General features: G+C 64.3%; 18 protein-coding genes, 1 tRNA gene and 2 pseudogenes. 6 read left to right on the top strand and 15 right to left on the bottom strand.

All coding sequences use genetic code 11. The features are described from left to right. Nucleotides 1–77: 77 nt before the first annotated feature. The 4 genes and pseudogenes from AC0KVN_RS17200 to cydB all read left to right on the top strand — a co-directional run. Nucleotides 78–596 (top strand): annotated as a pseudogene (locus AC0KVN_RS17200) (NAD(FAD)-dependent dehydrogenase); the annotation flags it as partial. A gap of 3 nt (nt 597–599) precedes the next feature. After that, nucleotides 600–1,385: a sulfite exporter TauE/SafE family protein gene (locus tag AC0KVN_RS17195; protein ID WP_010336779.1), complete on the top strand. Its 786-nt coding sequence runs from the start codon at nt 600–602 to the stop codon at nt 1,383–1,385. 12 nt (nt 1,386–1,397) lie between these two features. Then, entirely contained in the window at nt 1,398–2,792 is a 1,395-nt protein-coding gene (locus tag AC0KVN_RS17190) for a cytochrome ubiquinol oxidase subunit I (RefSeq protein WP_010336778.1), read from the top strand. Next, entirely contained in the window at nt 2,789–3,787 is a 999-nt protein-coding gene (gene cydB, locus AC0KVN_RS17185) for a cytochrome d ubiquinol oxidase subunit II (RefSeq protein WP_435566914.1), read from the top strand. Before AC0KVN_RS17190 ends, cydB begins: the two co-directional genes overlap by 4 nt. A 136-nt stretch (nt 3,788–3,923) precedes the next feature. Here the strand turns inward: cydB and AC0KVN_RS17180 are convergent. From AC0KVN_RS17180 to AC0KVN_RS17115, 14 genes and pseudogenes are all read right to left on the bottom strand, one after another. Beyond that, nucleotides 3,924–4,124, bottom strand: a pseudogene (locus AC0KVN_RS17180) (tyrosine-type recombinase/integrase); the annotation flags it as partial. 92 nt (nt 4,125–4,216) lie between these two features. Beyond that, nucleotides 4,217–4,582 (bottom strand): Arm DNA-binding domain-containing protein, encoded by a 366-nt coding sequence (locus AC0KVN_RS17175; protein ID WP_435566915.1) that lies wholly within the window; start codon nt 4,580–4,582, stop codon nt 4,217–4,219. Between the two features lie 166 nt (nt 4,583–4,748). After that, nucleotides 4,749–4,824: transfer RNA gene (locus tag AC0KVN_RS17170), tRNA-Phe, on the bottom strand. Nucleotides 4,825–4,873: 49 nt separating this feature from the next. Continuing rightward, nucleotides 4,874–5,068 carry a DNA gyrase inhibitor YacG gene (locus tag AC0KVN_RS17165; RefSeq protein WP_435566916.1) on the bottom strand — a complete coding sequence of 65 codons (195 nt, stop codon included), beginning with the start codon at nt 5,066–5,068 and terminating at the stop codon, nt 4,874–4,876. Beyond that, a complete protein-coding gene (locus tag AC0KVN_RS17160) occupies nt 5,058–6,047 on the bottom strand; it encodes a ribonuclease (protein WP_435566917.1) in 990 nt (329 codons plus the stop codon). Before AC0KVN_RS17160 ends, AC0KVN_RS17165 begins: the two co-directional genes overlap by 11 nt. Before the next feature lie 49 nt (nt 6,048–6,096). Continuing rightward, nucleotides 6,097–6,684 (bottom strand): Maf family protein, encoded by a 588-nt coding sequence (locus tag AC0KVN_RS17155; protein WP_435566918.1) that lies wholly within the window; start codon nt 6,682–6,684, stop codon nt 6,097–6,099. A gap of 12 nt (nt 6,685–6,696) precedes the next feature. Further along, nucleotides 6,697–6,915 (bottom strand): translation initiation factor IF-1, encoded by a 219-nt coding sequence (infA, locus tag AC0KVN_RS17150; protein WP_003049127.1) that lies wholly within the window; start codon nt 6,913–6,915, stop codon nt 6,697–6,699. A gap of 57 nt (nt 6,916–6,972) precedes the next feature. Next, nucleotides 6,973–8,262, bottom strand: a complete 1,290-nt coding sequence (locus tag AC0KVN_RS17145; RefSeq protein WP_435566919.1) for an adenosylmethionine--8-amino-7-oxononanoate transaminase — start codon at nt 8,260–8,262, stop codon at nt 6,973–6,975. Nucleotides 8,263–8,294: 32 nt separating this feature from the next. After that, the gene (locus AC0KVN_RS17140; RefSeq protein ID WP_435566920.1) at nt 8,295–8,918 is read right to left on the bottom strand and encodes an OmpA family protein; all 624 of its coding nucleotides are present in this window, start codon (nt 8,916–8,918) and stop codon (nt 8,295–8,297) included. After that, on the bottom strand, nt 8,915–10,747 hold the full coding sequence (locus tag AC0KVN_RS17135; protein WP_483656220.1) for a cation:proton antiporter: 1,833 nt from the start codon (nt 10,745–10,747) through the stop codon (nt 8,915–8,917). The genes AC0KVN_RS17140 and AC0KVN_RS17135 overlap by 4 nt, the downstream gene beginning before the upstream one ends. A 113-nt stretch (nt 10,748–10,860) precedes the next feature. Further along, nucleotides 10,861–11,271, bottom strand: a complete 411-nt coding sequence (locus AC0KVN_RS17130) for a DUF4168 domain-containing protein (RefSeq protein ID WP_004208769.1) — start codon at nt 11,269–11,271, stop codon at nt 10,861–10,863. Nucleotides 11,272–11,476: 205 nt separating this feature from the next. Continuing rightward, nucleotides 11,477–13,519: a M13 family metallopeptidase gene (locus AC0KVN_RS17125; protein WP_435566922.1), complete on the bottom strand. Its 2,043-nt coding sequence runs from the start codon at nt 13,517–13,519 to the stop codon at nt 11,477–11,479. Between the two features lie 107 nt (nt 13,520–13,626). Then, entirely contained in the window at nt 13,627–14,259 is a 633-nt protein-coding gene (gene bioD, locus AC0KVN_RS17120; RefSeq protein WP_435566923.1) for a dethiobiotin synthase, read from the bottom strand. Further along, the gene (locus tag AC0KVN_RS17115) at nt 14,256–15,380 is read right to left on the bottom strand and encodes an 8-amino-7-oxononanoate synthase (RefSeq protein ID WP_017499660.1); all 1,125 of its coding nucleotides are present in this window, start codon (nt 15,378–15,380) and stop codon (nt 14,256–14,258) included. Before AC0KVN_RS17115 ends, bioD begins: the two co-directional genes overlap by 4 nt. 272 nt (nt 15,381–15,652) lie before the next feature. Here AC0KVN_RS17115 and AC0KVN_RS17110 point away from each other — a divergent pair, with 272 nt between their 5' ends. Then, nucleotides 15,653–16,327, top strand: coding sequence for a peptidylprolyl isomerase (locus AC0KVN_RS17110; protein ID WP_435567103.1), 675 nt, complete (start codon nt 15,653–15,655; stop codon nt 16,325–16,327). Between the two features lie 4 nt (nt 16,328–16,331). Here AC0KVN_RS17110 and AC0KVN_RS17105 read toward each other — a convergent pair whose 3' ends face one another. Further along, nucleotides 16,332–16,568, bottom strand: a complete 237-nt coding sequence (locus AC0KVN_RS17105) for a DUF2061 domain-containing protein (RefSeq protein WP_017499658.1) — start codon at nt 16,566–16,568, stop codon at nt 16,332–16,334. 120 nt (nt 16,569–16,688) lie between these two features. Between AC0KVN_RS17105 and AC0KVN_RS17100 the strand changes: the two genes are divergently transcribed. After that, a complete protein-coding gene (locus AC0KVN_RS17100) occupies nt 16,689–17,438 on the top strand; it encodes a DUF72 domain-containing protein (RefSeq protein ID WP_435566924.1) in 750 nt (249 codons plus the stop codon). The last annotated feature ends 233 nt before the right edge of the window (nt 17,439–17,671 follow it).

Below are 17,671 nucleotides of genomic sequence, written 5' to 3'. Positions count from 1 at the left end.
CCTTCCGGCGCCCGGATCGCCTTGCGGATTACCTTCCGCGACACATGCAGATCACGCGCGATCGCCTTGATCGCCTTGGCGAAGACACGCGGCGCGTCGAGGAGCGCTTCGACATGATTCACGTCGTGCCGCCCCAGGTGGCGCCCGATTTCGTGCGCACCAGCCCCCTCGCGGCAGTTTCCGGCTTCATCGAAGTCAACGAGGCAACGCTTCAGCATGTGCGCTATCCCAATGTCTTTGCATTGGGCGACGCCTGCTCCGCCTCGAACGCCAAGACTGCCGCCGCGGCGCGCAAGCAGGCGCCGGTCGTCGCGGTCAATGTTCTTGCCGCGCTCGAGGGCAAGCCGCCGGTCGCCGACTATGACGGTTATGGCTCCTGTCCGCTGACGGTCGAGGCGGGCAAGATCGTCCTTGCCGAGTTCGGCTATGGCGGGAAATTGCTGCCCAGCTTTCCCAACTGGCTGATCGATGGAACGAGGCCCTCGCGCCTCTCCTGGCTCCTCAAGGATACGATCCTGCCGCCAATTTACTGGCACGGCATGCTCAAGGGCCGGGAATGGATGGTCGCACCGCACGCGATCGAGGCGGCGCAATGAGCCATGCTTGAGCCGCTTCAATACGCCCTCGGCGGCCTGTCGGGCGCACTTGTGGGCTTTGTCCTCGGGCTTGTCGGGGGCGGCGGGTCAATCCTCGCCGTGCCATTGCTGCTTTATCTCGTGGGGATACGCAATCCGCATGAGGCGATCGGCACCAGCGCACTGGCCGTCGCGGCCAATGCGCTCGCCGGCCTCTGGAACCATGCCCATGCCCGCACAGTGAACTGGCGATGCGGGGGGATCTATGCCGCTGCCGGCGTCGTCGGAGCGCTTGGCGGCTCGACGCTCGGCAAGAGCATCGATGGGCACAAGCTGCTGTTCCTGTTCGCGATCCTGATGATCGTTGTGGCAGTCCTGATGTTTCGCGGTCGCGGCGACCAGGGCGTCGAGGGCGCACAGTGCAATCGGGAAAATGTCGGCAAGGTCGTCGGCTATGGCCTCGGCACCGGCGCCTTTTCCGGCTTTTTCGGTATCGGCGGCGGTTTCCTTATCGTGCCGGGCCTGATTGCCTCGACCCACATGCCCATCCTGCGCGCGATCGGCACCTCGCTCGTTGCGGTCGCGGCCTTCGGCCTGACGACAGCGCTCAACTATGCGCTTTCGGGCTACGTCCTTTGGGGTCTGGCCGGCGTGTTCATCGTGGGCGGCATTGTGGGGAGCGTCATCGGCACCCGTGCATCGCAGGTGCTGGCCAACGAAAAGGGCCGGTTGAACAGCCTCTTCGCAGTCTTCGTGCTCGTCGTTGCCATCTACATGCTATTCAAGAGCTGGTCCGAGTTCGCCAGCTGAACGGGGATATTCATGGACGCCATCATTCTCGCAAGGGCGCAATTCGCCTTCACGGTGAGCTTTCACTTCCTCTTCCCGGCCTTTTCCATCGGGCTGGCAAGCTATCTGGCCGTGCTCGAAGCTCTGTGGCTGAAGACCGGCAAGGGCGTCTATGCCAATCTGTTCCGCTACTGGTTGAAAATATTCGCCGTCGTGTTCGCGATGGGTGTCGTCTCGGGTATCGTCATGTCCTATCAGTTCGGCACCAACTGGTCGATCTTCTCCGACAAGGCCGGCCCGGTTATAGGCCCGCTGATGGCCTATGAGGTGCTGACCGCCTTCTTCTTAGAAGCCGGATTCCTCGGGGTCATGTTGTTCGGGATCAACAAGGTTGGGCGCAAGCTGCACTTCGTCGCGACGCTTGCAGTCGCGCTGGGGACTTTTATTTCCGCATTCTGGATCCTGTCGGTCAACAGCTGGATGCAAACGCCCGTTGGCTATGAGGTCGGCGCCAACGGCCAGTTCCTCCCGGGGCCAAGCTGGCTGACAATCATCTTCAATCCCAGCTTCCCCTATCGGCTCTTTCACACAGTCCTTGCCGCCTATCTGACGACCGCGTTTATCGTCGGCGCGGTGGGTGCCTGGCATCTTCTTAAGGACCGCAGCAATCCCGGCGCGCGCAAGATGTTCTCCATGGCCATGTGGATGGCCGCGATCGTCGCGCCCATCCAGATTTTCGCGGGCGACATGCATGGCCTCAACACGCTCGAACATCAGCCGGTGAAGGTCATGGCGATGGAAGGGCATTTCCAGAGCCATCCGCATGGCGCGCCCTTGATCCTGTTCGGCATTCCCGACAGCGCGAACCAGCGGGTGGATTATGCCATCGAGATACCCAAGGCATCCTCGCTCATCCTGAAGCACGACCCCGATGCGCCCCTGAAGGGTCTCGATACGGTGCCGCAGGCTGATCGTCCGCCCGTCGGCATCGTCTTCTGGGCGTTCCGGGCGATGGTCGGCATCGGGTTCGCGATGCTCGGGATCGGCGCCCTGAGCCTCATCGCACGCTGGCGCAAGGCGCTTTATGACTGGCCGCTGCTGCATCGCTTCGCCGTGCTGATGGGGCCGTCGGGACTGATTGCGGTGCTGTCCGGCTGGATCGTGACGGAAGTCGGGCGGCAACCTTTCACGGTCTATGGGCTGCTCAGGACCACGCAGAGCGCTTCGCCGCTCGATGCCTCGGCGGTGGCCTCGTCGCTGCTGGCATTCGTTATCGTCTATTTCACCGTGTTCGGCATGGGTATCTGGTACCTGCTTCACCTGATGAAGAAGCCACCCGAGGCGCATGAAACCCCGCTGGGCGATGCGCCCATCCGCAGCGCGGGGATCACCCCGGCGCCGGCTATCATCGAGGGAGCTTCGGCATGATCGACCTCACTGTCATCTGGGCCTGCATCATCGGCTTTGCGATCATCGCTTATGTCGTGATGGACGGCTTCGATCTTGGCATCGGCATCCTGTTTCCGTTCTTCAAGGTTGGGCAGGACCGCGACACCGCGATGAACAGCATCGCGCCGGTCTGGGACGGCAACGAAACCTGGCTGGTAATGGGCGTCGGCGGCCTGTTCGCGGCATTTCCCCTGGCCTATGCCATCATCCTTCCTGCGTTGTACGCGCCGATGATCGCGATGCTGCTTGGGCTTGTATTCCGCGGCGTGGCATTCGAGTTCCGCTGGCGCGATCCGGCACATCGGGCCTTCTGGGACAAGGCGTTCACGACGGGGTCGGTCATCGCCACCTTCGCGCAAGGCATTGCGCTGGGCGCGCTGCTGCAGGGCATCACGGTCCGGGGGCGCAGCTATGCCGGTGGCTGGTGGGAATGGCTGTCGCCGTTCAGCCTGCTGACGGGCGTCGGCCTGCTCGTCGGCTATGCCCTGCTCGGGACTTGCTGGCTCAACTGGAAGACCGAAGGCGGCCTGCAGCGGCAGGCGGTGACTTATGCCGGGCGGCTCGGGATTGGTCTGCTCATCATGATCGGCATCATCAGCCTCGCCACTCTGCGGCTCGAGACGCAATACTATCAGCGCTGGCTGAGCTTCCCGGGCGTGGTCGCGACAGCGCAGGTGCCGCTTGCTACGCTTATAGCGATATTCCTCTTCTACCGGAGTCTGCGGTTGAAGCGCGACGCACAGCCGTTTTTCTGGGCGCTGGCCCTGTTCGGACTGTGCCTGGTCGGGCTCGGCGTCTCGATCTGGCCCGACGTCGTCCCGGCGCGGGTTACGATCTGGGAAGCGGCAGCGCCCGTCCGCAGTCAGGTGTTCATGCTGGTCGGAGCCTCGATCATGGTGCCCGTGATCCTGGCATACACGGCTTGGTCCTACTGGGTCTTTCGCGGCAAGGTTGGCACGGAAGGATATCACTGATGCGCCTGTTGCTGAGCCGTCTCGGTTGGTTCGTCGGCATCTGGGCTGCGAGCGTTTCCGCGCTGGCGCTTGTGGGAGGACTGCTCCGCTGGTGGCTACGCTAAATGGCCCCTCGCCATAGGCAAGGAGCCAACACTCAAATTTCGATATTTTCAGCGAGGGCGAGCGCGTCTTCTTCGTCGATCCCAAGATAGCGCACCGTATTTTCGATCTTGCTGTGGCCAAGCAGGATCTGGACAGCCCGTAGATTGCCGGTCGCCCTGTAGATGATCGATGCCTTCGTTCGCCGGAGCGAATGGGTACCATACTCGCTTCGCATCAAACCTACTCCTGTAACCGGACTGGCCGCTCGTAGGCGCGATACTTTTCCAATTGAGCGGCTTGGATGGGCGCATTGCCGCCTTCCTGCCGTCGACCCAAACTGGCCGTTCAAGGGGCGATTTTTGATCCCCATGAGCAGACGGTCAGCCGCGCGACATACTCATCGGCAAGCTGATCGAACGTTCCGGTTTCAAGCAGCCGCGCCTGGGCGGCATCTGCCTTCCGCCGGCTGGAAGGGTCTTCGCCTGACGCAAGAATGCGTCTCAGCTCTTCCCGCCTTTCTCGCGCCAGTGCGAGCGAGACATCGGGATACACCCCGACCGACAGCGTCTTCTGCTTCTTGAGGAAGGTGTAATAGAATCGCCAGTAGCGCGCCCCATTGGGCATCACCATCAGATACAGGCCCCGGCCGTCCGATAATTTATAGGGACGGTGGATGGGCTTCGCATTGCTCACGGCCATGGCGCTCAGCATGGGGTATCTCCTTCAGGGTACCCGCGAGAATAGCTACCAGTTTCGGCCAGAAAAGGTTGCGAGATGCAACTAGATGCCCTGAGAGCAAAAGGCTCAAAAGGTCGCAGAAATCCGCCATTTCTGAGAGGCGGCTTGGGCATTTCCGAGATGTTCTGAGGGGAACAAATGGTGCCCGGGGACGGATTCGAACCGCCGACACTGCGATTTTCAATCGCATGCTCTACCAACTGAGCTACCCGGGCATCGGGTCTCGGCGGAGGTGGCCGCCGGATGGAGGCGTGCCTATAGGCGTCAATCCAGCTCGCTGTCCAGCCCATAATTATCATTTTTTTGCAGGGCTTCGTCGCCCGGCATGCCGGGCACGCGATAGCCCTCGCCCAGCCATTGCAGCAGGTCGCGATCGCGGCATCCCTTGCCGCAGAAGGGGCGGGTTTCCGGCTGTGCCGGCTGGCCGCAGACCGGGCAGGCGCCGGCCTTAGGCGACATGACCGGCCGCCAGCGACAGCGCGGAATCGGCGCGCAGCGTCACCTCGCCACCGCGACGGCGGGCGAGCTGTTCGATCCAGTCGGCACGCTTGTGCAGCAGGTCGATGATCGCCGGCGCGGCGGTAATCGTCGCCGCGCCGCCGGTGCCATGCCGTTCGGCACGGCGCAGCAGCGCCAGCGCGGCGGTCAACACCGGATCCTCGCGCAGCAGTTCCATCAGATTGGCGCGCTCGCGGCGGCGGATGATCTGGACGAAGCCGAAGCCGTTGACCGCCGTCCGCTCGAACGGCAGCGGCAGATATTTGTCGATCTGCGCAGCCGCGACGATGCGCTCGTCCTTGTTGTTCATGGTCGGCAGGTCGATGCCGATCGAGCCGGCGAGCCCCATGCGGCGGATTGCCTGGGCCGACAGCTTCGCGCCCTTGGGGCCGAGCTGTGCCGGCGGCAGGCTGCCGTCGATGTCGATCAGGATCATCGCGGGGGTCAGGAAGATGCGCAGCGCCGCATCCTCGGCACCGACTTCGCCGGTCACCGCTTCCTCCATCAGATCGCTCCAGCCAAGGGCTTCGAGCCTGTCCTCCTCATGCGCGGGACAGGGGCGGATGGCGACATCGGTGGCGCGCAGCCGCTGCAGCAGGCTGGGACCAGGATGCACCTTGGAACCGGCCGGGGCGATGCGGCCCTTGGCGCGCTTGCCCCGGCCTTCCTCGGCGATCGCCTCGCGGAAGATCTCGACCAGCACATTGGCGCCCTCGGCCACCTTGGGCGGGATCGGCTCGATCAGCACTTCCTCGCCCGAGATCAGGCGCACGACGCCCCGCTTGCGCGGAATGATGGTCTGGACCAGACGGCCCTGAAGGATGGCACCTGCACGGGCAACCTCGCCCTCGCGCTCGATCAGCGCCTCGACGATGCGCCCTTTTTCGATCAGCGCGGCACGGGCCTCGCCAATGCCTTCTTCATAAAGCCATTCGGCCATCGTTCAGTTACCTACTTGTCGTGATTTCCGAGCCGTGAAATGTACCATTTCACTCGAAATCCCGACGGTCCAGTGGATAGCCCGCTGCCTCAAGCAGCGTGCGGGTTTCGTAAAGCGGCAGGCCCATGATCGCGCTATGGCTGCCCTGGATGCTGCGGATGAGGCCCGCTGCACGCCCCTGAATGGCGTAGCCGCCCGCCTTGCCCAGCCCTTCGCCGCTGGCAATATAGCGGTCGATCTCGCTGCGCTCCAGCCGCTTGAAGATGACGATGCTGGTCGACAGGCGATGCCGTGCCACGCCCGCAGCATCGATCAGGGTGATGGCGCTGTAGACGCGATGCCGGCGCCCCGACAGCAGGTCGAGACAGGCGCGGACCTCCGCCGCGCTTTCCGCCTTGGGCAGAATGCGGCGGCCGGCGGCCACCACGGTATCGCCCGACAGGATCAGCGCGCCGGGATGACGGGCAGCGACCAGCGCGCCCTTTTCGGCGGCGACACGCGCAGCATAGGCGGCCGGCAATTCGGCCTTGCGCGGCGTTTCGTCAATGTCCGCAGGATCGACGGCATCAGGAAGCACGCCAATCTGCCCCAGAAGGTCACGCCGTCTGGGGGAAGCCGAAGCTAGAATGAGTCGCATCGAAAATGCGGCTTATTTGAAGCGGTAAGTGATCCGACCCTTGGTCAGGTCGTAGGGGGTCAGTTCGACCAGCACTTCGTCACCGACCAGCACACGGATGCGGTTCTTGCGCATCTTGCCAGCGGTGTGGCCGAGAATTTCATGATCATTCTCAAGGCGCACGCGGAACATGGCGTTGGGGAGAAGCTCCACAACCTGTCCGCGCATTTCAAGCAGTTCTTCTTTGGCCATAATATCCCAGAATCGAAAAATCGCGCCGCCATAGCGCCAAAACGTGGAAAATGGAAGTCAGGACGCAGAACCGAAATAATCACCGGCTGCGACGAGGGCCGCGAAGACGGCATCGAGCTGCTGCGTATCGATGCAATAGGGCGGCATGAGGTAGATGGTGTTGCCGAGCGGCCTTAGCAAGAGGCCGCGTTCCAGGAAGAAGACACGCAGGCGCGGCGCGAGGTCGGAGAGGTAGCCAGCGTCGGCCGCGACGAGGTCGATCGCCATGATCGTGCCGATCTGGCGCGGGTTGGCGAAGGCGGGGTGGCCGGCCAGCAAGGCCAGCCGATCGGTGATGCCCTGCGCCAGCGCAGCAATCCGTCCGCGCACATCCTCTTCGGCCCAGATGGCGAGATTTTCAGCGGCAGCAGCACAGGCGATCGCGTTCGCGGTGTAGCTGGACGAATGGTAGAAGAGTCGCGCCCGGTCGGTCGAGCGATGCGCCTCGAAGATGCGCGGGGTCGCCAGCGTCGCGGCAAGCGGGATGGCGCCGCCGGTAATCCCCTTGGCCACCGCCATGATGTCGGGCACCACGCCCGCCTGTTCGCAGGCGAACAAGGTGCCGGTGCGGCCCCAGCCGGTCATCACTTCATCGGCAATGAACAGCACGTCGTGGCGCGCGCAGATATCGGCCATCGCCCGCAGCACATGGGGCGGATAGATCAGCATCCCCCCGGCTCCCAGGATCAGCGGCTCGACGATGAAGGCGGCTGGACGCGCCGCGCAGGTAGCCTCCAGCGCGGCAAGCGTCTCCTGCTCGCGACCGGGATGCGGGAAGGGGATGGTGCCGACATCGAACAGCAGAGGCGTCCAGGCGGCATTATAGACACCGCGCTCACCGATCGACATCGCCCCGATCGTATCGCCATGATAGCTATGTTCCAGCACCAGGATGCGGCTGCGCGCTTCGCCCAGCCCGTCGAGCGCGCGATTATGCCAGTAGCCGAGCGCCATCTTGAGCGCGACTTCCACTGCGGTAGACCCGCTGTCGGAAAAGAAGACATGGGCCAGCGGGGCGCGGCCCGGCGTCTGTGGCATGAGATCGACCAGGCCGCGCGCCACTGCCTCGGCCGGTTCATGGGTATAGCCCGCGAAGATCAGCTGATCGAGCTGCCCGGCCTGGCGCGCGATGGCCGCGGCGATGCGCGGATGGCAATGGCCATGGGTCGTCACCCACCAACTGGAAATGCCATCGATCAGACTGCTGCCATCGGCCAGATGCAGGATCGCGCCCTCTGCCCGGATGATATGGGGAATAGGCTCGTTGAGGCCGTGCTGGGTGAAGGGGTGCCAGACAGGAGAGGTCATCGGCGTCCCCTACGCCCGATTGGCGGCCAAGGCTATGGCTTGTCCTTGCGATCCACCGGCGAGATGCTGGGTAGCACGGCTGCCGTCGGCACCACGACCGTGGGCACCGCGACATGGATGTCGACCCGGCGATTCTTCGCCCGACCTTCGGGATCGTCGCTGCCATCCTCCTTCGCATTGGGCGCGATCGGCCGCGTTTCGCCCAGCGCGATCAGGCTGATGCGATCCTTGGCGATGCCCTTTTCGACCAGATAGGCCTCGACCGCCTCGGCCCGGATGCGGGAGGCTACGCGATTGTCGCCATCATTGCCCTTGCTGTCGCTATGGCCGCGCAGCGTGATCGCCCCGCCGGTCTTGATCGCCGGGGTTTCGACCAGCGTATCGAGCGCGGCGCGGGCGGCGTCGTCCAGCTTCAGCCCGGACGTGCCAAAGGCGACGGTGGCGTCGAGCGGTTCGATCTTCGGCACTTCGGGTTCGGCCACTTCGGGGCGCAGGATCGAACGAACCGGCTCGGCGGCATTATCCGCCTCGTTCGCGGCTATCTCATTGTCGGCGACGTTGGCCGCGTTGGCTCCGTTATCGACAGCATTGCCTGCGGGCCGATCACAGGCAGCCAGCATGACGCACAGGGCCAGCGCGGGGGCGAGCCTCCTCATTCCTCCTCTCCTTCCGGTTTCTTGCGGGTCTTTGATGCGGGCGGCACATAAGACAGGATCGTGTCACCCGGCTGTGGCGTCGGTCGCGACGCATGGGTGAAGAAGCGCATCGTGCCATTCTTGCGGAGCAGCAGCAGCATGTCGGCATCGGCCGGCAGGTCGGCCTTGGCCGCCTCGAAATCGAACTGGTCGCTGATCCGCGTCTTGCGGAAGGTCCAGCCGGCATCCTCGCGGATCATGATTTCCTCGACGCCGAGGCCTGAATCGAACAGCGCGCGGCCACGCAGCGATTCCGGCAGCGCGCGCGGATCATGATCGTCGCTGGCGTCGCCCAGCTGATAGACATTGTCGCGGCCGACTTCAGGCGCAAACTCGTTGCAGACGAGCGCATTATAGGCCTCATTCTCCGACGTGGCGGCGAGCACCTGGAACTGGGTCAGGTCCAGCCGTTCCTCGGTCGCCTCCGCCAATATCTCGCCATGATAGGTCGGGATGCCGCCATGCCGGGCGGGGGCCAGACGCTGCCAGCTATTGTCGGCGATCATCACCGGCACCTCCAACTGGCGCAGCTGGGCGGCAAGGCTGAGGCTGAAGGGTGTGGCGCCGACCAGCAGCAGGCCCTTGTCCTGCGCGCCGGTGACCTTGAGCAGCCGGGCGAGCGGCTTGATCGAGAAGCCATGGAACAGGATGGTCGCGACCACGATCGAGAAGGACAGGGTGACGAGGATCGCGCCATCGCCATAGCCCAGCCGATCGAGACGCAGCGCAAACAGGCCGGAAATGGCGACCGCGACGATGCCGCGCGGCGCGATCCAGGCGACCAGCAGTCGCTCGTTCCAGGGCACCGGCGAGAAGGCGAGGCTGAGCAGCACCGTCGCGGGACGGACGACGAACAGCAGCACCAGCAGATAGGCCAGGAAGCGCCATTCGAACTGGCGCAGCACATCAAGGTCGAGCGAGGCCGACAGGATCACGAACACGCCCGAGATCAGCAGGACGGTGACATTTTCCTTGAACGGCTGGATGTCGCGCAGGGAATCGAACTTCATGTTGGCGAGCGCCACGCCCATCACCGTCACGGTGACGAGGCCGGTTTCCGCCTGGATGAGGTTGGAGAGAACGAAGACGCCGATCACCGCGACCAGCAGGATCGGCGCTTTCAGATATTCCGGCACATGGCCGCGCTGAAACGCCCAGCCGATCGCGCGGGCGGCAAGCCAGCCGATCAGGCCGGCGATGATGGCGGCGGCGACCAGCGACAGGATGACCGCTGCCAGCGTGCTGCCCTCACTCGACCGGCGCAGATATTCATAGGTGGCAAGGCCGAGCAGCGCGCCGACCGGATCGTTGACGATCGCTTCCCATTTGAGGATCGCGCGCGGCCGGGCGGCGACGTTGGACTGGCGCAGCAGCGGCAGCACCACGGTCGGCCCGGTCACCACGAGAATGCCCGCGAACAGGATCGCCACCGGCCAGACGAGGCCCGCGACATAATAAAGGGCGAGCGCGCCCAATATCCATCCGATCGGAGCGCCCAGCACCACCAGCCGGGTGACGGCGCCGTCGGTCTTGCGCAATTCGCGGAAATTGAGACTGAGACCGCCTTCGAACAGGATCAGGGCGACCGCCACCGACACCATGGGTTCGAGCAGTTCGCCAAAAGTGAGTTTGGGATCGATAAGGCCGGTCACCGGGCCACCGATGACGCCGGCGGCGAGCATCAGGGCGATGGCGGGCCAGCCGGTGCGCCAGGCAATCCATTGGGCGCCGATGCCCAATATGCCGATCAGCGCGATTACAAGGGCCTGTTCATGCATGGCCGGGACCATAGACAGGCGAAGCCGCCATGGTCACCCCCTTTATTTTCAACGATCTGGGGAACCGGATCGCAGAACGGGAATGGCGGGCAAGGGAGAACCCGCCATTCCCGTGGCAAATATGCTTATTGCTGCGGCGGGGTTGCCGGATCAGCCGGGGTCGCCGGGCTGGCGGGCGCAGCCGGTGCCGGCGTGCCCGCGGCGGCCTGGATCCGCTGCTGCAGGGCCGGATCGGCGGCCGCAGCCTGGCCGATGGCGTTGAACTTTTCGGGCGGAATGCCCTTCGACTGCAGCGCAGCCAGCATCTTGGGCTGCTTTTCGGCGGCCGCGATTGCATTGTCCGACTGGATCTTGGTCACTTCCACGGCGGCGGCCGCGAACTGCTTGATGTCGGCGTCGCTGAAGTTGCTGGCGCCGGCGGCAGGGGCCGACGCGGCCGGGGCGGCAGGCGTCTGCGCCGACACGGAATAGGCCGCCAGCAGCGCGACGGACGCGACACCGGTCTTGATGATGTTCGAAAGGTTGAGACCCGTCATGTGCTTCTCCTTGGCTTTGCTACCGCCCAAAGCTGTGGACAAAGCAGGCGGGGGAAAAGTCCGGACAGGATGAAGCGTGGCATTAGAAAGATGGCGGAAAAGTTCCCGTCAGCCTGCCGCGAAGGGGAAACGATCGGTCGCGGACCTCATTTCCATGCCGCAACGAAAAAGGGCCGCCCGATGAGCGGCCCTTCTCCGATTCTGCTTACCAGATCTTCACCCGATCCTTGGGGTCGAGATAGATCTTGCCACCCGGCGCTGGCTTGAACGCATCATACCAGGCGTCGAAATTGCGCACGATGTCGGCGCGATATTGCGACGGCGCATGCGGATCGGTGACCAGACGCTGGCGCAGATTGGCCTCGCGATAATTGCGGCGCCACACCTGTGCCCAGCCCAGGAAGAAGCGCTGGTCGCCGGTCATGCCGTCGATCACCGGCGCGGCCTTGCCGCCCAGCGAGGCATGATAGGCGTCGAGCGCGACGGCCAGGCCGCCCAGATCGCCGATATTCTCGCCCATGGTGAAGGCGCCCTTCACATGCGCGCCGGGGAAGGGCTCATAGGCGTCATATTGAGCGCCGAGCTTGGCGGTCAGCGCCGTGAAATTGGCGACGTCCTGATCGGTCCACCACTGGTTGAGCTTGCCGGTCTCGTCATATTTCGCGCCCTGGTCGTCGAAATGATGGCTGAGTTCATGGCCGATCACCGCGCCGATGCCGCCATAATTGACCGCCGGATCAGCATTCGGGTCAAAGAAGGGCGGTTGCAGGATGGCGGCCGGGAAGACGATCTCGACCATGCCGAAATTGGCATAGGCGTTGATCTCCATCGGGGTCATGCCCCATTCCCAGCGATAGATGGGCTTGCCCAGCTTGCCGATATTATAGTCGAAGTCGAACTGGTTCGACCGCATCGCATTGCCGAACAGGTCGCCCGATTTGATGGTCAGGCCGCTATAGTCGCGCCAGCGATCGGGATAGCCGATCTTGGGCGTGAAGGCGGCCAGTTTCTTGTGGGCGCGGGCCTTGGCCTCGTCGCTCATCCACGGCAGGCCATCGATGCGGCGACCCATGGCCGACAGGACATTCTTGACCAGCTGGTCCATCGCCGCCTTGGTTTCGGGCGGGAAATATTTGGCGACATATACCTTGCCGACTTCCTCACCCAGCGATTCCTTGAGGAAGGTGACGCCGCGCTTCCAGCGTTCCTCGCGCTCGGGCGTGCCCGACAGGGTAGTGCCGAAAAAGGCGAAATCGGCGCTGGCGATGTTGTCGGGCAGATAATCGGCATAGCTGTGGACGCTGCGCAGCAGCAGGCTGTCCTTCAGCACGCCGATCGGCGCCTTGGCGATCAGCGCGGCTTCGCCGGTGACGGCGGAGGGCTGGGCGACCAGCAGGTCGGTGGGCTTGAGGCCAACGGCGCCGAAATAGGCGGCGAAGTCGAAACCGGGCGCGGCCTTCTGCAGCGCGGCGAGGGTCATCTTGTTATAGGTCTTGTCCGCGTCGCGGCTGTCGACCTGGGTCCAGTGGACCTTGGCGATCTCGGTCTCGAACGCCATCAGCGCGGCGGCGCGCGCCTTGGCATTGGGTTCGCCCAGCAGGGTCAGCATCTGTTCGAGATGGGCGACATAGGCGGTGCGGACCGCCGCCATCTTCTCGCCCTGGTCGAGATAATAGTCGCGGTCGGGCAGGCCCAGGCCACCCTGCATCATCGAGAGGATGTAGGTTTCGGGATCCTTGTCGTCCTGACCGACATAGAAGCGGAACGGGCCGCGCACGCCGGCGCGCGCCGCCTTGCCGGACAGGGCGGCATAGGCCTTCAGATCCTTGACCGCGCCGATTTCGGCGAGCCAGGGTTTGATCGGGGCAAGGCCCTTCGCCTCAACCGCGGCCGAATCCAGATAGGTCGCATAGGCGACGCCGATCTTGCTGTTGGGATCGGTCTTGGCGCCGTCCAATATCTCGCGGGTGCGCTTCTGCGACAGTTCATCCAGCACGGTGAAGGCGCCATAGTTGGACTTGTCCGCCGGGATCGGCGTGTTCTTCAGCCAGGTGCCGTTGGCATATTCATAGAAATCGTCGCCGGGCTTGACCGAGGCATCCATGCCGGCGGTGTCGAAGCCGTAAGTGCCATAGGTCGGCTTGGCGGCCGGGGCAGTGGCGGTCGTGGTGGCGGGCTGGTCGGCATAGGCCACGGTCGCGGCGAGCGCGAGGCCGGTGGCGGCAGCGCCCATCAGGAGGAACTTCATGAAGGCTATTCCCTTGCTTCGTCGAAATCGGACTTCGTTCAACTGGTCCGTTCTGGCGGGCAGTTCAACGCCCGTCAAAGCGGCATGTCCATGTCGTTGGTCGAAAATTATCGGCTGTTGAAATTATCGGGAAGGTGTATGTGCGCCCTGAAGGCGGCCGCCAGACTATCCCGCTCGAGCGGATCGAGCAGCGGCAGGCGCCCCAGGCTGGGGACGCCGGCGATGTGCGGGATGATCCGCTCATTCTCCTCATGCGCATCCCCGATGAAGGCGATGCCAACGACATGGACACCGCGCGCGCGCAGCGCCTCTATGCTGAGCAGGCTGTGGTTGATCGTGCCAAGGCCGGTGCGAGCGCACAGGATTGCGGGCTGGCCCCAATAGGCGAACAGGTCCGCCATCAGCAGGCTTTCGCTGACCGGCACCAGCACGCCGCCGGCCCCTTCCACCACCAGCGGCCCGTCGACCCTGGGCAGGGCCAGGCGATCGAGCGAGATGTCGACGCCATCGATCCGCGCGGCAAGATGCGGCGAGGCGGGCGTGGCGAGGCGATAGGCTTCGGGCAGGATGCGTTCGGGCGGCAGGCCGGACAGGGTGGCAACCCGTTCCTTGTCGCCCTGCGGATCGACGCCGGCCTGGATCGGCTTCCAATAATAGGCGCCCAGCGCTGCGGCGAGGCCGGCGGCGAAGACGGTCTTGCCAATGTCGGTATCGGTGCCGGTGACGATCAGGCGGGTCATCGGGCGACCCGGCGCAGCACGTCGCCGAGCGCAATCACGTCGGCGCGCCCGACATTGAGCGAGAGCGAGATGCGCAGCCGGCTGGTGCCGGCGGGCACGGTCGGCGGGCGGATGCCGCGCACATCGAAGCCGGCCTCCTGCAAGGCGGCGGCGGCGGCCATGGTGCGCGCATCCTCGCCCAGGATCAGCGGGATGATCTGGCTGCGCGGACGGGGCAGGCCGAGCGGCGCGCAGATCGCTTCCACGGCATCTTGGCGCAATGTGGCCAGCCGGTCGCGGCGATTGTCGGCGGTCTCGATCCGGTCGATCGCGGCGGAAGCAGCGACCGCCATCAGCGGCGAAGGTGCGGTCGAGAAGATGAAGGGGCGGGCGCGGTTGATGAGATAGTCGATATGGATGCGCGGGCCGCAGATCAGCGCGCCCTCCACGCCCATCGCCTTGCCGCAGGTGTGGAGGGTGATGACATTGTGCAGCCCGTCGAGGCCGGCCGAAAGCCCACGCCCGCCGGGGCCGAAGACGCCGGTGCCATGGGCTTCGTCCAGCAGCAGCATCGCATCATGGGTAGCGGCGAGCTTGGCGAGATCGCCGAGCGGCGCCATGTCGCCGTCCATCGAATAGAGTGTCTCGACCGCAATCCAGATCCGGCCCTTGCCCCCTTCGGCGCGGAAGGCGGTGATGAGGTCGGCGAAGCTCTGCAGGTCATTGTGACGGGCAAAGACCGCAGTCGCTTTCGACAGGCGGATGCCGTCATGGACGCTGGCATGGATCAGTTCGTCCGCGACGATCAGGTCGCCGCGCTGTGGCAGGGTCGCGAACAGCGCCATGTTGGCGAGAAAGCCGTTGGCCAGGAACAGCGATGCCTGGGTGCGGAAAAATTCCGCGGCCTTGGCCTCCAGCCCTTCATGTTCGGGCGCATTGCCGCGCAGCAGGCGCGAGCCGCCCGAGCCGACCGGCACGCCGCGCGCGACGGCATCGGCAACGGCCTGGCCGATCATCGGATCGGACGCGAGGCCAAGATAGTCGTTGGAGGCAAAATCACGCCCGGCGCGGGGGATCAGGTGGCGCAGGCGCCCCCGCGATTCAAGCGCTGCGAGTTGCGTGCGGAAGGGTTCGCTGCTCATGGCCGCGGGCTATAGGCCCCCACCCCGAGCCGGGCAAGCAAGCGCTTAACTTCGCACATTTCCCGCACATTTTGTCATCTTCATTCAAATGTGGGAAATTTCGTTACAAAGCTGTTCGATCGCCGAGGCCGGGCAATATAGGGCGGTGACATGCTGTAGGACAGCATAAGCGGCATATCGGCAAAGGGCAGGCGCCCTGTTGCTTGGTTGCGTCCGCGCTGCGCGGTCGATAGCCTCGGCATCCTCTCTTCCCGACGAGTGTTCCCGTGTCGATGCGTTCCGTTGCCTGCCGTCTTGCCGTTTTCCTGTTCGCCCTGTTACCCGGTCTGGCCCATGCCCAGCCTGCCAATCGGCCGACCCCCGGCTATACGCGGGTGGCGATTGATACGTCGGTCGGGACCATCATCGTGGCGCTCGACCAGCGCCGGGCGCCGCTGACCAGCGCCAATTTCCTGGCCTATGCCGATGACCAGCGGCTCGACGGCACGGTTTTCTACCGGGCGGCGCGGCGCAAGAGCGATCCCAGATATGGGCTGATCCAGGGCGGGATCGATACCGACCTGCGCCGGGCCTTGCCGCCGGTCCGGCATGAGCCGACCAGCCAGACCGGGATCAGGCATCTCGACGCGACATTGTCGATGGCCCGGCCCGACCGGCCCAATTCTGCATCGGGCAATTTCTTCATCACGGTGGGCCCGACGCCGAGGATGGACGCACAGGGCAGTTCGATCGGCTATGCTGCCTTTGGCCATGTGGTGGCCGGCATGGACGTGGTGCGTCGCATCCTGGCGGTGCCGACCTGTTGTGGCACCGGGCCGATGCGCGGGCAGATGATCGTCAAGCCGATCACCATCCGGCATGTGCGACGGCTGGACGGAAAGGCGCGGCCGACCGGCAAGGTGAAGCCCTGGCTGATCCCGCGCGCCAAGCCGCGCCCGAAGAAGTGAGGGATCAGGCGATCGCCGCCTGACCGCGCATCCAGTCGCGTCCGGCATTGCGTGGCGGCCGGGCGGTGAAGCGCTTCCAGGCCTGTTCGTGGAAGAAGAAGGCGACCGCATTGACCATCGGCTCAACCAGCGCGATGCCGCCGGCCAGCGCGACCGATCCGGTCATCAGATAGGCGACGGTGAAGCCCACGGTCAGGTGGATCGACAAATAGGTGGCGGTCTTGATGAGATCGAGCGACATGGCGGAGCCCCTTTGAAAACTGTTGTCCGATAATTAAGAATTGTTCGCAATAATCGCCAATGGCTTTTCCCGCTGGCTCTGATCGTTCCGGGCGATCAATATGGCGCAGGGAGGATCTTCATGACGGGACGGATCAGGGTCGGCATCGGCGGATGGGTCTATGAGCCCTGGCGCGGCAGCTTCTATCCCGCCGGCATGCGCCAGAAGGATGAACTGGCCTATGTCGGCGTGCAACTGACCGCGACGGAGATCAACGCCACCTATTATAGCAGCCAGAAGCCGGCGACCTTTGCCGGTTGGGCGCAGGCGGTGCCCGACGGCTTCCAGTTCGCGGTCAAGGCGTCGCGATTCTGCACCAATCGCCGCGTGCTGGCGGAGGCGGGCGAGTCGATCCAGAAATTCGTCCAGCAGGGGATTGTCGAACTGGGCGACCGGCTGGGGCCGATCCTGTGGCAGTTCATGCCGACCAAGAAGTTTGACCCCGATGATTTCGGCGCCTTCCTGCAATTGTTGCCGGCCAGCGTCGATGGCGTGGCGCTGCGCCATGCGCTGGAGGTGCGGCACGAAAGCTTCGATGATCCGGCCTTCCTGGCTCTGGCACGCGACGCGGGCGTGGCGGTGGTGCTGGCCGACCATGACGATTATCCGGCAATCATCGGCCATGATGTCGGTTTTTCCTACAGCCGGCTGATGCGCAGCCGGGAGGGCGAGGAGACCGGCTATGGCAGGGCGGACATCGCCGGCTGGGCCGATCGGGCAAAGGCGCAAGCGGCGCAGGGCGACGCCTATCTCTTCTACATTGGCGGCGCCAAGGTCCGGAACCCGGCGGCGGCGCGCGCGACCATCATGGCTCTGGAGCAACAGCTGTGACATAATTGCGTTTGATGCAATTGGCATGTCAGGCTTTGCGATTGTTACAATGATGTGAAATCATCATATGGCGCTGCATCCCGATCCGGGATGTCGTTCCAATGATGGAGTCCAATATGCGTCAGGCCTTTCAGGCGACTGCGCTGGTGGTTGCAGTCAGTGTCCAGATGCTGACCTTCTACTCGGTGCTGTACGCTTAAGCGCAGATCGCGCTCATCCTTGTCCCGTCGATG

The organism is Sphingobium sp. SG1, from assembly GCF_057063145.1.
This window is presented reverse-complemented; position numbering and strand designations above follow the sequence as displayed.

Bases quoted from the DNA above. Each gene is read 5' to 3' on its own strand.
- AC0KVN_RS17195 (WP_010336779.1), top strand. From the start codon at position 600: ATGCTTGAGCCGCTTCAATACGCCCTCGGCGGCCTGTCGGGCGCACTT.
- AC0KVN_RS17190 (WP_010336778.1), top strand. From the start codon at position 1,398: ATGGACGCCATCATTCTCGCAAGGGCGCAATTCGCCTTCACGGTGAGC.
- cydB (WP_435566914.1), top strand. From the start codon at position 2,789: ATGATCGACCTCACTGTCATCTGGGCCTGCATCATCGGCTTTGCGATC.
- AC0KVN_RS17175 (WP_435566915.1), bottom strand. From the start codon at position 4,582: ATGCTGAGCGCCATGGCCGTGAGCAATGCGAAGCCCATCCACCGTCCC.
- AC0KVN_RS17165 (WP_435566916.1), bottom strand. From the start codon at position 5,068: ATGTCGCCTAAGGCCGGCGCCTGCCCGGTCTGCGGCCAGCCGGCACAG.
- AC0KVN_RS17160 (WP_435566917.1), bottom strand. From the start codon at position 6,047: ATGGCCGAATGGCTTTATGAAGAAGGCATTGGCGAGGCCCGTGCCGCG.
- AC0KVN_RS17155 (WP_435566918.1), bottom strand. From the start codon at position 6,684: ATGCGACTCATTCTAGCTTCGGCTTCCCCCAGACGGCGTGACCTTCTG.
- infA (WP_003049127.1), bottom strand. From the start codon at position 6,915: ATGGCCAAAGAAGAACTGCTTGAAATGCGCGGACAGGTTGTGGAGCTT.
- AC0KVN_RS17145 (WP_435566919.1), bottom strand. From the start codon at position 8,262: ATGACCTCTCCTGTCTGGCACCCCTTCACCCAGCACGGCCTCAACGAG.
- AC0KVN_RS17140 (WP_435566920.1), bottom strand. From the start codon at position 8,918: ATGAGGAGGCTCGCCCCCGCGCTGGCCCTGTGCGTCATGCTGGCTGCC.
- AC0KVN_RS17135 (WP_483656220.1), bottom strand. From the start codon at position 10,747: ATGGTCCCGGCCATGCATGAACAGGCCCTTGTAATCGCGCTGATCGGC.
- AC0KVN_RS17130 (WP_004208769.1), bottom strand. From the start codon at position 11,271: ATGACGGGTCTCAACCTTTCGAACATCATCAAGACCGGTGTCGCGTCC.
- AC0KVN_RS17125 (WP_435566922.1), bottom strand. From the start codon at position 13,519: ATGAAGTTCCTCCTGATGGGCGCTGCCGCCACCGGCCTCGCGCTCGCC.
- bioD (WP_435566923.1), bottom strand. From the start codon at position 14,259: ATGACCCGCCTGATCGTCACCGGCACCGATACCGACATTGGCAAGACC.
- AC0KVN_RS17115 (WP_017499660.1), bottom strand. From the start codon at position 15,380: ATGAGCAGCGAACCCTTCCGCACGCAACTCGCAGCGCTTGAATCGCGG.
- AC0KVN_RS17110 (WP_435567103.1), top strand. From the start codon at position 15,653: ATGCGTTCCGTTGCCTGCCGTCTTGCCGTTTTCCTGTTCGCCCTGTTA.
- AC0KVN_RS17105 (WP_017499658.1), bottom strand. From the start codon at position 16,568: ATGTCGCTCGATCTCATCAAGACCGCCACCTATTTGTCGATCCACCTG.
- AC0KVN_RS17100 (WP_435566924.1), top strand. From the start codon at position 16,689: ATGACGGGACGGATCAGGGTCGGCATCGGCGGATGGGTCTATGAGCCC.